Origin of the sequence: Clostridium drakei, assembly GCF_000633595.2 — a bacterium.
Taxonomy (GTDB): domain Bacteria; phylum Bacillota; class Clostridia; order Clostridiales; family Clostridiaceae; genus Clostridium_AM; species Clostridium_AM drakei.
In genome coordinates this window covers 23,894-38,994 of record NZ_JIBU02000019.1, presented here as the reverse complement: position 1 = coordinate 38,994, position 15,101 = coordinate 23,894, and the positions used below count along the sequence as shown (strand labels likewise).

Below are 15,101 nucleotides of genomic sequence, written 5' to 3'. Positions count from 1 at the left end.
AAATTTCACAATTAGAACTCTAAAGTGAACTTCAATATATAAACTTTTTAAGAAGGCTTTCAGCCGCTGACCTTCTCTCTCTCTAAAAATTATATATCTACTCTCTTTATCATAGTTTAATATTTCTTAACTTATTTTACTATTTTACATATATAACTTTACATTGTCAATACAAATTTTTTATTTTTTCACTATGTAAGACTCTGACGTATAACTTCAAACATCATAACTCCAGCAGCTACAGCTACATTGAGAGACTCTGCTCCTCCTGGCATTGGTATCTTCACCTTTATATCAGCCATATTGTATATGTCATCACTTATGCCGCTACCTTCATTGCCAACAGCTATTATTTTTTTCCCTTTTAAATTCACATCATAAAAATTCTTATCTGTATCAAGTGAACTAGCAACTAATTTAAATCCTTTTTCTTTTAGAAAGTTTACTTTATTTAAATCATTATCCTGTATTACAGGTACATGGAATATTGATCCCATAGTTGATCTTAAGGTCTTTTCATTGTATATATCTACAGTACCTTTAGTAATTATTACCCCAAGAGCTTTGGACGCATGAGCAGTTCTTATAATAGTACCCATATTCCCTGGATCCTGAACTTTATCCACAAGCACATAAAATCCTTCTTTGTTTTCCACATTTAATTCTTTATTATCCACTACTGCAGTTATACCTTGTGGAGTTTCTGTATCACTTAAAAGATTTAATACCTTTTCCGAAACCCAGTAAACCTTAGTGCTTTTTTGAAGTTTACTTTCGATATCAAAACTTTCAAACCTACTTTTATTATTCTCGCCTACAAAAATCATCGGTACTTTAAATTCTGATTTTAAAGCTTCCTCAACAAATCTGAAACCTTCAATTAGAAACTGATTATTCTTAGTCCTATGCTTTTTTTCTTTTAATTTTTTTGTTTCCTTTATTAATGAATTATCTTTACTTATAATTACTTCCATAACACTCAACCTTCACAAAATTATAAATCAAAACATATATATTTACACTTAATTAATTTTTATATCAATATACTTTCTATGTAACTTAAAAAAATACAGCATTTATAGCTGTATTTTTTATGTAAGTATTAAATTAAGCGTTTAATTGTTTTTTAGCTATTTCAACTAATTCAGCGAATGACTTTGGATCATTTATAGCTATTTCTGAAAGCATTTTTCTATTGATGTTGATACCTGCAAGCTTCATTCCATTCATAAATCTTGAATATGAAAGTCCACTTATTCTTGTAGCAGCATTTATTCTAGCTATCCAAAGCTTTCTAAAATCTCTTTTCTTTAACTTTCTTCCTACATAAGCATTTCTTAATGCTCTTATAACTGTTTCATTAGCAGTTTTAAATAACTTGCTTTTACCACCATAGTAGCCTTTTGCAAGCTTTAATATTTTTTTATGATATTTACGAGCATTTACTGCTCTTTTTACTCTTGCCATTTAAAAAACCCTCCTTCGAACCATCTATTATACATAAGGCATTAATTGTTTCATTGTTTTTTCTTGAGTTACTGAAACGTAGCCTGCTTTTCTAAGATTTCTCTTAGTTTTTGCACTCTTCTTTGTTAATATATGGCTCTTGAAAGCTTTAGCCCTTTTAAGTTTACCTGTTCCTGTAACTTTAAACCTCTTTGCTGCACTTCTTTTAGTTTTCATTTTTGGCATAATAAATTCCTCCTCTCAATTATGCTTTCTTAGGTGCTAAAATCATTATCATGTTTCTTCCTTCTTGCTTAGCATGTTTTTCTATTATACAAACATCCTCAAGTCTAGAATAAAAAGCATCTAATATTTTTCTACCTGTAAAAGAATAATCTGCTTCTCTACCTCTAAATCTAACAGTGACTTTTACTTTATCACCTGCAACTAAGAACTTTCGTCCATTATTTGCTTTGATAGAAACATCATGTTCTTCTATAGTAGGACTAAGTCTAACTTCTTTAAGAGTTACAACTTTTTGTTTTTTCTTAGCATCTTTATCTTTTTTAGCTTGCTCATAAATAAATTTTCCAAAATCCATTATTTTGCAAACTGGTGGATTAGCATTTGGAGATATCATAACTAAGTCCAATTCTTTTTCTTCAGCCATCTTAAGTGCATCTCTTGATGAGATAACTCCAAGCTGAGAACCATCATCTCCAATAACTCTTAATTCTTTGTTTTTTATTTCCTCATTCATAAGAAAATCTTTATTAATAATTTTCACCTCCCAGGTGGTTTTATGCTTATGTTTTATAACATATAAAAAAGGACGGCTTAAGCCGTCCTGAAAATACAATCATAATAAAAATTGCAGTAACCTCACTAGCTTTGCTGTAAGGTGAGAAACGGCTGTTTCTTCTTAACAAAGAGTATTTTACTATACTACTTTTAATTTGTCAATACTTTTTACATTAATCTACTGAACTTTCTTTTCTGTCAATTTCACCTTTAATCTTTTCTACAAATTGGTCTAAAGCCATAGCGCCTAAATCTCCAAGCTTTCTACTTCTTACAGCTACTGCATTTTCTTTCATCTCTTTATCACCTAATACAAGCATGTAAGGAACTTTTTGAAGTTGAGCTTCTCTTATCTTGTATCCAATTTTTTCATTTCTCAAATCTACTTCTACTCTTAATTTATTCTTCTTTAATTCTTGAGCAACTTTATTTGCATAATCAATTTGATCATCTGTAATATTCATTATTTTAATTTGTACTGGTGCAAGCCAAGCTGGGAATGCTCCTGCATAATGCTCTATTAATATTCCTATAAATCTTTCTATAGAACCAAATACAACTCTGTGAACCATAACTGGTCTGTGTTTTTCTCCATCAGCACCTATATAAGTTAAGTCAAATCTTTCTGGCATCTGGAAGTCAAGCTGTACAGTTCCACACTGCCAAGTTCTGCCTATACAATCCTTTAAATGGAAATCTATCTTAGGACCATAGAACGCTCCATCTCCTTCATTAACTTTATACTTAAGACCTATGGCATCTAATGCATCTCTTAATCCATTAGTAGCTGCTTCCCAATCTTCATCACTACCCATAGAATCTTCTGGTCTTGTTGAAAGTTCTACAAAATATTCAAATCCAAATACTTTATAAAAATCATCTATTAATCTTATAACATTTACTATTTCATCTGTAATATTATCTTTTGCTAAGAATAAGTGAGCATCATCTTGTGTAAAGCATCTAACTCTCATAAGTCCGTGTAATGCACCTGATTTCTCATGTCTGTGTGCTAGACCCATTTCAGCATATCTTAAAGGTAATTCTCTATATGAGTGTATTGTATTTTTATAAACCAATATTGATCCAGGACAGTTCATTGGCTTTATAGCATAATCTTCATTGTCAATTTTAGTAAAATACATGTTCTCTTTATAATGATCCCAATGTCCTGATTGTCTCCATAATTTTTCATTTAAAATTACAGGAGTCATTATTTCATCATATCCTGCAGCTGTATGCATTTCCCTCCAGAAATTTTGAAGAGTATTTCTTACTATCATTCCCTTAGGGTGGAAGAATGGGAATCCTGGTCCTTCTTCATGCATACTGAATAAATCTAATTCTTTACCTAACTTTCTATGATCTCTTTTCTTAGCTTCTTCTAACATATTTAAATATGCATCAAGATCAGCTTTTTTCTCAAAAGCAGTTCCATAAATTCTTTGAAGCATCTTGTTCTTTTCGTCGCCTTTCCAATAAGCACCTGCAATAGAAAGTAATCTTACAGCTTTAACCTTTCCTGTTGATACTACATGAGGACCTGCACACAAGTCTACAAAATCTCCTTGTCTATAGAAAGATATTACTGCATCTTCTGGTAAATCTTTTATTAATTCAACTTTATAACATTCTTTCTTTTCTTGCATTAATTTTATAGCTTCTTCTCTTGGAAGTTCAAATCTTTCAAGTTTTAAATCTTCTTTAATTATTTTGTTCATTTCTGATTCTATTTTTTCAAGCATTTCTGGAGTAAAAGAAAATTCTGCATCAAAGTCATAATAAAATCCTGTATCTATTGCTGGTCCTATAGCTAATTTAACTTCTGGATATACTTTCTTTACAGCTTGAGCAAGTATATGTGAACCTGTATGTCTTAATATCCATTTTCCATCTTCATCATCAAAAGTTAGTATTTCAAGTTTGCAATCATCATTAATTTCTGCCATTAATTCTGCTCTTTCACCATCTATTCTAGCTCCTAGAGCCTTTTTTGCTAGGGATTTGCTCAATTTAGCAGCTACATCAGCTACTTTTGTTCCTTTTTCTACCTCAATTAAACTTCCATCTTTTAAAGTGATTTTTACCATAATATTTTCCTCCTAATCTTTTTTATTTAAATTATAATTATTTACAAAATAAAAACACTCATCTCATAAATATGGGACGAGTGTTATTTCGCGGTTCCACCCAACTTCAACAGTATCTAAGCCTTATTTAGGCAAAGATTACTAAAGCTATGCAATTAAAGAAATTTAAATTTTCCTTCTGCATATTTACTGTTATCTCAAAATCCTTTAACGCAGGTAACGGATATACTTACTATAATTTCAGTATTCAACTCAAAGGTGGTTTTCAATGCCTCTTACCTAAAGAACTTTTCAGCCAATGAGTTCTTCTCTCTTAAAGCAGCTTGCCATTTACTCTTCCTTATCACTGTTTTTGTATATTATATTCTTTTAAGTTAATAGTTGTCAATAGTTTTTTGTAAATTTTATTGAAATTTTGTTTCAAACATGATATAATTAAATTTTACCCACACAAGCAATTAATGTTAATTTAAAATAAAAAAACACCTATCCCAACACATGGGACGAGTGCTATTCGTGGTTCCACCCAACTTTACAGTAATCAAATTATCTAAATCATACCTTAATAAAAACTACTAAAGCTATAATATTTATCTTTACTGATATCTCTAAACCTTTAACGCAGGCAACGGATATACTTACTACACTTTCAGTATTCGACTCAAAGGTGGTTTTCAATAACCCTTACTCAAAAAACCTCTCACCCAATGGATTTTTCTCTCTTAGAGTAGTTTGTCATTTACTCTTCCTTATCAACGTCTTTAAATTATATACCTCATTATAGTATCTAAAATAGCAACTGTCAACACTTTAAATTAAAAATTTTTAAATATTTTTACACTTTCTTTGCTAATTTTATATTATTATAATTCATACATTATTAAGACTGTGTTTAATCTTTTCACATATTTTACAAGTATCACACATCTGAACTCTATTTGTAAAAACCTTTTTTATTGTATCTATCAAATCTAAATTTCTGCAATTGTCTCCGCAGTGAATTACTATTTTCTCTGGGGAATTAGTTATCAACATACTTATAATCATGTCATCCATATTTGTATTTTCTTTATATGTTAAATCTCCTAAATCAGCAAATAGCTTTTTTTCTATATCATTCCCTTCCCTATCCTGTATCAAATATTTACCATCATTTTTTACAATTATATTTATTTCTTCTATTTTACTTTCTTGAATCTCCACAAAGTACTTTAATAATTTTATAAATTCATTATATTCTTTTTCCGCCATATACTTTTCTACTACTTTATCAACTATTTCTTCTAAATCCGCTCTCAACTCTTTCATCCTAAAAGTTATAAATCCATTTATATTTATTTCTTTATTTTCAACTATACACTCAACTATTTTATCGATTATAACATTCCTCTTATTCATATAATAAATTGAATTTTCATCAATTATTGTGTCTTTTCCACTTAATACTTTTTTGCTATTTTCTCTTATTTCTTTTATTTCATCATGTCTAAGAAAAAAATACGTATCGCATAAAAACATTTCCATATCCTTTTTATAAAATTCATCTATAACAATTCCATATAGCATATTAGCTATATTTACATTAAACATATTATTCTGTTTATCATTTAACTCTTCATTACAAAATATTTTTACGAAGTGAGTATTGGATTCTATACTTTCCGAAATTCCTATTATTACATTTTTATTTTTAAAATATTCTTTTATATTGTTTATTCCATATATTACTTCCTCTTTATCATTATCATATACAATAGTGAGCAATAACATTCTTTCCACTCCCTTCTTTGAAATAGTATATGTTTAAAACAAATGTATATTCAAAAATTTATTTTCAAATATCGACACGCCCTGAAAAAGTTCCACCACATTGTGCTCATTTTAAAAATTAAAGTTATAATATATAATATCTTAACCAAAAGAGGTGCATTGAATAATGAAATATGCTATTGTAGATTTTAGAATAAGTGATGAAGAAAAAAATAATCTTAAAAAATCAGGATATGAAATATTGATATGTCCGCCATCAAATTTGCTCTATGAGGCAGTATGTGGACATCCTGATATCCTTTTACATATAATTTCTGAGGATACAATTATGGTTCATAAGAATATGAATAGAGAATTTGTAGATAAGCTAATTTCTATGAATTTTAAAGTGTTTTTTTCTCAAAATAATCTTAAAGAAAAATATCCTTATGACATTTTCTTAAATAGTGTAAATATGCCAAGTTTGTTTGTTCATAACATAAAGTATACAGATCCTAATCTTATGCTTTATGTAAAACATAAAAAAACAATAAATGTTAAGCAAGGTTATACAAAATGTTCTACTGCCATTGTAAATGATAAAGCTATTATAACCAGTGATAAATCTATAACCAAAGCTTTAACTAACGAAAATATAGACATACTTTTACTTCCACCTGGAGATATATTACTGCCTGGATTAAACTATGGCTTTATAGGTGGCTGCTGTGGTCTTTTAGATAAAAGCTCTATGGCTTTTTACGGAAATTTAGAAAATTACTTATATGGAGATAAAGTAATAGAATTTCTAAAAAAATATGATGTAAATCCTATTTATTTAAGCAGTGGAAAGCTAATAGATAGAGGAAGTATTTTTATAGTTAATAAGGAGGATCATCAAAATGGAATTGAAGAACAGCAAAATGATGGACACTATATGTAAATACTGTATAAACAGGTATCAAATTTTAAATAATGCTCCTATATTATCAAGTTTAATTTATCAACTTGGTAGAAAACTTCAAATAGATATTCCTGCTATAAGAGGAATTCTTTATGTAGAAGTGAATGGATATAAACGACAATATGCTCACTGCTTTAATGTTTATAATGGTCAAATAGTAGACTCTACAATATATCAGTATGCTCTAATAAATAAAGGTATAGACTATCTATTTCCACTATATGTAGTTGGAATTGCTCCTTCTCATATTGATTATTCCATAAATAATGAAATTAAATATGAATGTCAATTTAAATTTAAAGATGAATATCTATCAAAAATTTTAAAAGATATAAAAGATTCAAAGAATATAGAACCAGGGAGGTTTTCCTTATTGGAAGATTCAAAAAAAGAAACTCTAATATTTTAGTTTTAGACATGCCCAACTCAACTTTTTAGAGGACAATGGAGGTAAGTTTTGTTTCTTCACTGTTCTCTGTCCTCTAATAAAAATAATGTTAATAAAGCCATATTTATAAGCAAACTTCACATGAACCTAAGAATCATTTTATAATTTACAATTCAAATTCAGTATTATTTATATCCACTAATCCTACTTTTACTTCACAATTGAAACTCTTTTTTAATAATTCTGCTAGTTCATCTCTTGCATTAATTACATTTTCATAATTTTTCCCCTTAAATCCATCTATAGGGAAAAATATATTTTTACTTTCTCCTACAATCTTTCCTTTTTCACTCTGTCTCCATATCCATCTTCTGGTTCTTACTTCATGGCCTGCAAAATAGATAAGCTCCCCATCTTCTAAAAGTTCTGCTTCAGTTTCTCCAAAGGGTATAAAAGTGTCTCCTTTTTTTGAAAACCTTATAGAAATATCTCCCCCAGCAGTATCAATATCATGAGCGCCTAAGGGAACCATATATTTTAATGAAACTGCATTTCCTATATCAACAATTGGATTTATATTAGGCAATCCCTTTTTCTTTGCTACTCTTGCAATCATTGCTTCAATAGAACTTTTAAATTTATTAGGATTAATACCCAACTTCAAAAAAGCATCTCTATAGTACATTATTTCTTCTACTTCTTTAATATTTTTGTCCTCAAATTTTGTCTCATCTAATTCTATACTATTCTTTAAAAGTTTAGTTACATCAGCATTTTCCATGCTGTTATTAATACCCTTTGCTACTACAATGCCAATACACATATCACCTAACTTTTCAAAAACATCCTTTGATACACTAAATTTCATAATTAAATCACCGCCCCAAAATATAATTTATTATTAGTTTATCTTTTTCATTAATCTGTTTAAAAAATTATAAAGCATCCAGTAACTGGAGTGTCAATATTTATTTATCAATATTTGAATTTCAGTTACAAACTGTGATTTATCTGTAGTTAACCCAAAGTCAATTAATGTTACTTCCATAGAATCCTCTATAATTGTATATCCTTTCTCATCAATATATCTTAAAAGTTTCTCATAATACAATGGGGAATCTTTATGAGTTCCACAAAAACGAATAGTAACATAAACACCTCTAGGTAATACTTTTATGAAATTCTTATTATATATTTCACCTTCTGTAAATAAGAAAATGTGATCATATTCATCAAAAACTCTATTTCTTAATTTATCTATACAAATTGATACTCCTACTTTTCCATTAAAAATAGAAGCATCCTTATTAGTTTCATTTTCCAAATGTCTAATTGACAATTCTAAATCATTATTAGATTTTATCCTTTGCTTTAATAATACAATAGTTCTCTTTTCAAATTTAATCTCTTCAATTATATTGAAATTATCTCTATATCTAGCATAATTAATTTGCTTTATTCTATTATCAATTTTCTGTTTCACAACTTCTAGATCTTTTATTTTTTCTTCTGTAATTTTCCTCTGTTTTTTTAACAAATCCATAGTATTGTTAATGTTTCGTTTCTTCAAATGATAATTTATGCTTTTTAATGACATTCCAAGTGCTTTTAAATATTTTATTGTATTTAATTGTTCAAATTGATCAGTTGAATAATATCTATAACTATTAGTACTATCTATAAATATTGGCTTAAACAAATTAATTTCATCATAATATCTTAATGTTTTTATATTAATATTAAATAATTTTGACATTTCACCAATTGTAAATAAATCTTTCATTAAATTCATCTCCAATATTAAAAGTATAGTTTTCATAGCATTCAGATAACTTTATACAAAATCTAATATATAAGGTATGGTAATTACAAAGAAAAGAATATAAAAAAAAGTAGTCTAACCACTGATTAGACTACTTTTATGGAGGCGCCACCCAGATTTGAACTGGGGGTAAAGGTTTTGCAGACCTCTGCCTTACCACTTGGCTATAGCGCCATGTTGGAGCGGAAGACGAGATTCGAACTCGCGACGTTCACCTTGGCAAGGTGACGCTCTACCACTGAGCCACTCCCGCATTTTAATTTAGTATTGGTGGCTGGACCAGGAATCGAACCAGGGACACGAGGATTTTCAGTCCTCTGCTCTACCGACTGAGCTATCCAGCCACAAATGGCGACCCAGAAGGGGATCGAACCCTCGACCTCTGGCGTGACAGGCCAGCACTCTAACCAGCTGAGCCACTGGGCCATACTTGGTGGGCACAACAGGGCTCGAACCTGTGACCCTCTGCTTGTAAGGCAGATGCTCTCCCAGCTGAGCTATGCGCCCAAGTATTACTAACTACAACAATTAGTATTATATAGCTTACTGCAAAAGTTGTCAACTATTTTTATTAAATAAATTGGAGAATTTAAAATTCTCCATTATTTGCTTGATAACTTTATAAGTTCCCCTATTTCGTCATGTTTAAATGTATAGGATCTATTACAAAAATTGCAATTAAGCTCCTCATCTTTTCCTTCATCATATATTTCTTTTAGATCTTTTAATCCTATGCTTATTAAAGCTTTCTCAACTTTTCCTTTTGAACAATCACATTTATAATAAGGAGTGATGCTGTCTAATATCTTTAAATCCATATCTTCGAAAATATAGTTAAGAATTGCTTCTATATCCATCCCTTTAGTCATCATCTCTGTTATAGATGGTATCTCTTGCAATCTATAAGTTATTAAATCTGCAGTAAGATCATTTGCTCCTGGCATCATTTGTATTATAAATCCACCCGCTGCTTTTATACTTAAATCGGTATCTACAAGCACACCCAATCCTACAGCTGATGGAGTCTGCTCTGAAACAGTAAAATAATAAGCTAAATCATCACCTATTTCACCTGTATAAATAGGTACCTGACCAACATAAGGCTCTCTTAGCCCCATATCCTTTATTACTACAAGACTTCCATTTTTGCCTATAGCTCCACCTACATCTAGTTTTCCTTTGCTATTGGCAGGTAAATCAACTAATGGATTGCCAATGTACCCTTTTACTCTAGCATCCGAATAAGCTGTAACAACTACTCCTTTTGCTTCTCCACCGCCAGAAATTTTAAGAGTTAATGCATCATTTTCAGACTTTAATGTAGAACCCATAAGACTTCCCGCTGTAAGCATTCTTCCTAATGCCGCAGCTGCTGTAGGAGCACATTTATGCATCTGTATACCCTCATTAACAAGATCTGTAGTTGTAGCTGCTATTATTCTTATATCACCATTATTAGCCACAGCTCTTACCAATTTATCTTTCATATTTTAAACTTCCTCCTTATTTCCCTTTTTCACTATATAAGTTATTCTCTCTGTTTCATGGCTTATGATTTTCTCTTCATAGTTATTCATAACTTTTACAAGTTCTAAGCCACATAACTTTAGAAGTTCACAAATTCTTTCATGTTTATAAGCTCTTTCACTATGTTCTTCATCAAACCTTCTATAATATTCTCCTTGCTTCACAAAAAATGTAAGATACATGTCCACAATATCATCTTCTAAAAAGTTTTCCCATATATAAGTTACATTTTCATCATCATAATTGTAAATATTATTTCCAAGTATTTTTGTAAGTTTATAATAAGAATTCATATCAAATACAAATATACCATCATCTTTTAAATGATTATATATCCCTTTAAAATATGATATTAACTTTTCTTCTTGCAATATATAGTTTGTGGAATCAAGACAACAAGTTATAAGATTAAATTTTTTGTTCAAATTTAGTTCACTTATATCCTGACATACAAACTTAACTTTTATACCTTTACTCCTCATCTTTTTTTCCGCTTCTGTAAGCATATCATAAGATAAGTCAACGGCCCAAGAATAAACAAACTTTGCTGCTATAAGTTCAGTTATGTTTCCTGTACCACATCCAAGATCCAAATAATCTTTTCTATCCGCATTTAGCTCATCACAATTTTTTAATATAGTTTGTACCCAACTTTTGTAATCTATATCTTTATTTATGAGCTCATCATAAATATGTGCAAAATCCTTATAACACTTCATTTTCAGTTCCTTTCAAAAGTAAAATTCAACATACCACCAATTAATATTATATACTTTTAAAGAATAAGTCAATAATATAAACTTGATAAAAAGCTATATTATTGACCTCATTCTCTTTCTGAAATCATTTTGTTTGTAGGAAGATTATATTGTTTTTTTCTTTTAGTCATTATTCCGCCTATTCTTCCTGTTTCCTCAGCAGTAAGAGCTCCCCAGCCATATTTACTAACTTTATCATCCAATCCTAATTCATGAGCTATTTCATATTTCATTTTTTCTCTAAGTTTTTCTTCAGCACTTAATTCTCTATGGGATTTAAGCTTAGCCTTTATAACTTTTTTTAATGGAGTCTTTCCCATAATATTTCCCCCTTTCTTTTTATTATTTTTTACATGAAAGGGATTATTTATGCATACTAAATTAAAGCTAATAGTTAAGAATGAAGAATTAATAGTTAATATGATTTTTTGCTACAGCTAAAAACCATCCTTCACTATTAACTCTTCATTATTAGTTCTTAATACTATCTTCCTTCTGTATATGCATATTTTATTTCATATGGTGCTCCAAATAATGTAAACATAATATTTTTGACATATTTACATTTGTATAATTCTTTGCTCCTATATACTGTAGGTGCTATTACTGCATCCTCAGCTAATAATATATTTTCAGCTTCTTTAAATGCATTAAATCTATCTTCATTTTTATCCTGGCTTAAGTTCGCTGCATTAATAATTAAGCTATCATATTTACTATTTGACCAGTTTGTACAAATAATATTTGAACCTGTAACCCATAAATAAAATTCTGACATAGGATCATTATAATCTGCAAACCAAGTCATTGAACCTAGGTCATAGTCACCACTTTCTATTTTTTTCGTGAAGTTATCTCCATCTGCATACTCTATCTTTATATTTATACCTAAATTCTTCTCATACATCTTTCTAAAAAACTCTGCTATATCTTTTTGTTTTGTATCAACCCCTGGTTGTATATATCTTATGGTAATTTTTGATGGATCAGTATCCATACCAAGTTCCTTTAATCCTTTTTCCAAAAGTTCTCTTGGCTTATTTCCATCTTCTTTTAGTTTTTTTACTGGCTCAAAGTTAGCTTTTTCCCTAAAATTTTCTTTTCCTATTTGAAGTGAAGGAGGTACAAAAGCATATGCTGGCATATATAATCCCTTCCATAGAGTTTTAGAAACTTCCTCTCTATCTATGGATAGAGAAAACGCCTTTCTTATATTAACATTAGAAAATATCTTATTTTTTTCATTAAAAAACTCAAAATCAGTAGTTGGTTCTGATAATTTTATTAAATCAAATTTTGATTGTTTTTTTATTTTATCTTTAGCTTCTATATTTGTTGTTTGGGCTCCATCCAAAGCTCCATTTAACAGCTCATTAGCTATAGTATTACTTTGTTTAAAAATTTTAAAAGTTGATTTTTGAAGTTTTACTGTTTTGGCATCCCAATACTTATCATTTTTATAAATTTCAACTCTATCATTATGAACCCATTGTTTTATAATAAAAGGTCCACAAAATACCATCTTATCTTTTTCACTTCCATATCTATCTTTGTATTTTTCAACTATATCCTGCCTTTGAGGCTGCATTACTATAGAACTTGTTATATTAATAAAATATGCACAAGGATATTCCAAATCTATTTCTAAAGTTTTAGCATCTAATGCCTTTACCCCTACAATATCAGATGGCATATTTTTATTTGCATTTGTTTTAACATCATTAAATTTTTTGCTACCTTTTATGGGATACAATAAGAATGCATTAGGTGATTGAATTTGAGGATCTAATGTTCTTTTTATACCATACTCATAATCTTTTGCAGTAACACTTTTACCATCAGACCACTGATTGTCCCTGATATGAAATGTCCATTTTAGCTTATCCTCTGACAAATCCCAACTTTTTGCTCCTGCTGGTTTCACTATTTCCTTTCCTGATGAATCTGTTTCTATTCTTGTAAGTGCTTCATTTACCTCTGATAATATTTGAAGCGAACTGCGACCCTTAGCCTTAGATTGATCTAACGTTTTTGGTTCACTATCTAAAGTAAGATTTAAATATTGGCTCTTATCAATTTCTGTTTTAGTAGCAGTTTCAACTTTTTTTTGTTTACTGCATCCTGTTAATACTGATGTTGAAGCCAAGGTTAAAATAACAATTAAAGATAATAATCTTTTGATATTCAAAGAAAGGTACCTCCTTCGTACTTATTCTTTTTAATTAAACTATGTAACATACTTTTATATCTTAATTTTATACCAAATTCTCTTTAATAAAACATAAACATGTGAAATTTGTATATTTTATTTTTGTATATATAAAACATTAACTACTTATTATTCTATAAAATAGTATAAGCCTAATTAATTCTGTTGTTACACTATAAAGCATTTTTTGCAAATTTTAAGCACATTTAGCAATAAACATATTAAAAAATTATAATATAATAATTGTATAAGGCTCTACTACTAATAAAAAGAGTATATTTTTATTAAAATTCATTATATAATATTAAGTAAAATAAATTTTAGGGGGCATTTAGAAATGAATTATAATGTAGCAGTAGTTGGTTGCACAGGAATGGTTGGAAGAAAATTTATAGAAGTATTAGTTGAAAGAAACTTTCCAGTAGCTGAAATTTACTTTTTCGCATCTGCAAAATCCGCTGGCAAGGTATTAAAATTTAAAGACAAGGATGTAACTGTTGAAGAATTAAAAGAAGATAACATAAAAAATAAAAAAATAGATTTTGCCTTATTTTCTGCAGGGGGCAGCGTAAGTAAGGAGTTTGCACCTATCTTTGCAAAATATGGTGCTACAGCTATAGATAACAGTAGTGCTTGGAGAATGGATCCAGAAGTACCTTTAGTAGTCCCTGAAGTAAACCCCGAAGATATTAAATGGAATAAAGGAATAATAGCTAATCCTAATTGTTCTACAATACAAGCAGTTGTAGCTTTAAAACCTTTATATGATAAATATGGTATAAAGAGAATAATTTATTCTACTTATCAAGCAGTATCTGGTGCTGGCATGGGAGGCTACAATGATTTAGTTGAAGGTTATAAAGGTACTGCGCCTAAAAAATTTCCTTATGCTATAGCAGGTAATGTTTTACCACATATAGATGTATTTTTAGAAAATGGATATACAAAAGAAGAAATGAAAATGATAGATGAAACACAAAAAATATTACATGATGACAATTTAAAAATAACAGCTACAACAGTAAGAGTTCCTGTTGTATATGGTCATAGTGAAAGTATAAATGTAGAATTAAATGAAGAATTTGATATAAAGGATATCTTCTCTCTTTATAAAAATGCTGAAGGCATTGTATTAAAAGATGACGTAGATAACCTTATTTATCCAATGCCTATAGAAGCTGCTGGTCACGATGAAGTTTACGTTGGAAGATTAAGAAAAGATTTCAGTGTAGATAATGGACTAAACCTATGGGTTGTAGCAGATAATATAAGAAAAGGTGCAGCTTCTAATGCAATACAAATTGCTGAGTGCATTGTAAAAGGAAATAAATAATTTAAAACAAAATT

General features: G+C 29.3%; 15 protein-coding genes, 5 tRNA genes and 4 other annotated features (1 of these 24 cut by a window edge). Of the genes, 3 read left to right on the top strand and 17 right to left on the bottom strand.

Annotation, left to right across the window (positions count from 1 at the left end):
• Nucleotides 1-122: a binding site (T-box leader), on the bottom strand; it reaches 108 nt to the left of the window's first position.
• Between the two features lie 69 nt (nt 123-191).
• The 6 genes from EG57_RS0210155 to ytxC form a co-directional block, all read right to left on the bottom strand.
• The gene (locus EG57_RS0210155; RefSeq protein ID WP_032077109.1) at nt 192-974 is read right to left on the bottom strand and encodes a TrmH family RNA methyltransferase; all 783 of its coding nucleotides are present in this window, start codon (nt 972-974) and stop codon (nt 192-194) included.
• Nucleotides 975-1,107: 133 nt separating this feature from the next.
• The gene (gene rplT / locus EG57_RS0210150) at nt 1,108-1,467 is read right to left on the bottom strand and encodes a 50S ribosomal protein L20 (RefSeq protein ID WP_032077108.1); all 360 of its coding nucleotides are present in this window, start codon (nt 1,465-1,467) and stop codon (nt 1,108-1,110) included.
• 27 nt (nt 1,468-1,494) lie between these two features.
• Nucleotides 1,495-1,692, bottom strand: a complete 198-nt coding sequence (gene rpmI / locus EG57_RS0210145; RefSeq protein ID WP_029162098.1) for a 50S ribosomal protein L35 — start codon at nt 1,690-1,692, stop codon at nt 1,495-1,497.
• A 19-nt stretch (nt 1,693-1,711) separates the two neighbouring features.
• A complete protein-coding gene (gene infC, locus EG57_RS0210140) occupies nt 1,712-2,233 on the bottom strand; it encodes a translation initiation factor IF-3 (RefSeq protein ID WP_032077107.1) in 522 nt (173 codons plus the stop codon).
• Between the two features lie 31 nt (nt 2,234-2,264).
• Nucleotides 2,265-2,376 (bottom strand) — a sequence feature (ribosomal protein L20 leader region).
• A gap of 44 nt (nt 2,377-2,420) precedes the next feature.
• Nucleotides 2,421-4,337: a threonine--tRNA ligase gene (gene thrS, locus EG57_RS0210135; RefSeq protein WP_032077106.1), complete on the bottom strand. Its 1,917-nt coding sequence runs from the start codon at nt 4,335-4,337 to the stop codon at nt 2,421-2,423.
• 69 nt (nt 4,338-4,406) lie between these two features.
• Nucleotides 4,407-4,693, bottom strand: a binding site (T-box leader).
• Between the two features lie 140 nt (nt 4,694-4,833).
• Nucleotides 4,834-5,102, bottom strand: a binding site (T-box leader).
• A 105-nt stretch (nt 5,103-5,207) separates the two neighbouring features.
• On the bottom strand, nt 5,208-6,107 hold the full coding sequence (gene ytxC, locus EG57_RS0210130) for a putative sporulation protein YtxC (RefSeq protein ID WP_032077105.1): 900 nt from the start codon (nt 6,105-6,107) through the stop codon (nt 5,208-5,210).
• A gap of 166 nt (nt 6,108-6,273) precedes the next feature.
• Here ytxC and EG57_RS0210125 point away from each other — a divergent pair, with 166 nt between their 5' ends.
• Complete coding sequence (locus tag EG57_RS0210125) at nt 6,274-7,029, top strand: DUF6873 family GME fold protein (protein WP_032077104.1); 756 nt, start codon at nt 6,274-6,276, stop codon at nt 7,027-7,029.
• Nucleotides 6,989-7,459 (top strand): hypothetical protein, encoded by a 471-nt coding sequence (locus EG57_RS0210120; RefSeq protein WP_032077103.1) that lies wholly within the window; start codon nt 6,989-6,991, stop codon nt 7,457-7,459. The genes EG57_RS0210125 and EG57_RS0210120 overlap by 41 nt, the downstream gene beginning before the upstream one ends.
• Nucleotides 7,460-7,604: 145 nt before the next feature.
• Here EG57_RS0210120 and EG57_RS0210115 read toward each other — a convergent pair whose 3' ends face one another.
• From EG57_RS0210115 to EG57_RS0210065, 11 genes are all read right to left on the bottom strand, one after another.
• On the bottom strand, nt 7,605-8,306 hold the full coding sequence (locus EG57_RS0210115; RefSeq protein ID WP_032077102.1) for a B3/B4 domain-containing protein: 702 nt from the start codon (nt 8,304-8,306) through the stop codon (nt 7,605-7,607).
• Nucleotides 8,307-8,399: 93 nt separating this feature from the next.
• Nucleotides 8,400-9,221: a MerR family transcriptional regulator gene (locus EG57_RS0210110; RefSeq protein WP_032077101.1), complete on the bottom strand. Its 822-nt coding sequence runs from the start codon at nt 9,219-9,221 to the stop codon at nt 8,400-8,402.
• 139 nt (nt 9,222-9,360) lie between these two features.
• Nucleotides 9,361-9,434, bottom strand: a tRNA-Cys gene (locus tag EG57_RS0210105).
• Between the two features lie 4 nt (nt 9,435-9,438).
• Nucleotides 9,439-9,513 (bottom strand) — tRNA-Gly (locus tag EG57_RS0210100).
• Between the two features lie 15 nt (nt 9,514-9,528).
• Nucleotides 9,529-9,604: transfer RNA gene (locus EG57_RS0210095), tRNA-Phe, on the bottom strand.
• Between the two features lie 5 nt (nt 9,605-9,609).
• Nucleotides 9,610-9,686 (bottom strand) — tRNA-Asp (locus tag EG57_RS0210090).
• A 5-nt stretch (nt 9,687-9,691) separates the two neighbouring features.
• Nucleotides 9,692-9,767: transfer RNA gene (locus EG57_RS0210085), tRNA-Val, on the bottom strand.
• Between the two features lie 95 nt (nt 9,768-9,862).
• Nucleotides 9,863-10,747 (bottom strand): Hsp33 family molecular chaperone HslO, encoded by an 885-nt coding sequence (gene hslO, locus EG57_RS0210080; RefSeq protein WP_032077100.1) that lies wholly within the window; start codon nt 10,745-10,747, stop codon nt 9,863-9,865.
• Between the two features lie 3 nt (nt 10,748-10,750).
• Nucleotides 10,751-11,506: a class I SAM-dependent DNA methyltransferase gene (locus EG57_RS0210075; RefSeq protein WP_032077099.1), complete on the bottom strand. Its 756-nt coding sequence runs from the start codon at nt 11,504-11,506 to the stop codon at nt 10,751-10,753.
• 107 nt (nt 11,507-11,613) lie between these two features.
• On the bottom strand, nt 11,614-11,865 hold the full coding sequence (locus tag EG57_RS0210070) for an alpha/beta-type small acid-soluble spore protein (protein WP_029162108.1): 252 nt from the start codon (nt 11,863-11,865) through the stop codon (nt 11,614-11,616).
• A gap of 164 nt (nt 11,866-12,029) precedes the next feature.
• Nucleotides 12,030-13,733, bottom strand: coding sequence for a peptide ABC transporter substrate-binding protein (locus EG57_RS0210065; RefSeq protein WP_032077098.1), 1,704 nt, complete (start codon nt 13,731-13,733; stop codon nt 12,030-12,032).
• A gap of 358 nt (nt 13,734-14,091) precedes the next feature.
• Between EG57_RS0210065 and EG57_RS0210060 the strand changes: the two genes are divergently transcribed.
• Nucleotides 14,092-15,087, top strand: coding sequence for an aspartate-semialdehyde dehydrogenase (locus EG57_RS0210060; protein WP_032077097.1), 996 nt, complete (start codon nt 14,092-14,094; stop codon nt 15,085-15,087).
• Nucleotides 15,088-15,101: the final 14 nt, after the last annotated feature.

Bases quoted from the DNA above. Each gene is read 5' to 3' on its own strand.
- EG57_RS0210155 (WP_032077109.1), bottom strand. From the start codon at position 974: ATGGAAGTAATTATAAGTAAAGATAATTCATTAATAAAGGAAACAAAA.
- rplT (WP_032077108.1), bottom strand. From the start codon at position 1,467: ATGGCAAGAGTAAAAAGAGCAGTAAATGCTCGTAAATATCATAAAAAA.
- rpmI (WP_029162098.1), bottom strand. From the start codon at position 1,692: ATGCCAAAAATGAAAACTAAAAGAAGTGCAGCAAAGAGGTTTAAAGTT.
- thrS (WP_032077106.1), bottom strand. From the start codon at position 4,337: ATGGTAAAAATCACTTTAAAAGATGGAAGTTTAATTGAGGTAGAAAAA.
- ytxC (WP_032077105.1), bottom strand. From the start codon at position 6,107: ATGTTATTGCTCACTATTGTATATGATAATGATAAAGAGGAAGTAATA.
- EG57_RS0210125 (WP_032077104.1), top strand. From the start codon at position 6,274: ATGAAATATGCTATTGTAGATTTTAGAATAAGTGATGAAGAAAAAAAT.
- EG57_RS0210120 (WP_032077103.1), top strand. From the start codon at position 6,989: ATGGAATTGAAGAACAGCAAAATGATGGACACTATATGTAAATACTGT.
- EG57_RS0210115 (WP_032077102.1), bottom strand. From the start codon at position 8,306: ATGAAATTTAGTGTATCAAAGGATGTTTTTGAAAAGTTAGGTGATATG.
- EG57_RS0210110 (WP_032077101.1), bottom strand. From the start codon at position 9,221: ATGAAAGATTTATTTACAATTGGTGAAATGTCAAAATTATTTAATATT.
- hslO (WP_032077100.1), bottom strand. From the start codon at position 10,747: ATGAAAGATAAATTGGTAAGAGCTGTGGCTAATAATGGTGATATAAGA.
- EG57_RS0210075 (WP_032077099.1), bottom strand. From the start codon at position 11,506: ATGAAGTGTTATAAGGATTTTGCACATATTTATGATGAGCTCATAAAT.
- EG57_RS0210070 (WP_029162108.1), bottom strand. From the start codon at position 11,865: ATGGGAAAGACTCCATTAAAAAAAGTTATAAAGGCTAAGCTTAAATCC.
- EG57_RS0210060 (WP_032077097.1), top strand. From the start codon at position 14,092: ATGAATTATAATGTAGCAGTAGTTGGTTGCACAGGAATGGTTGGAAGA.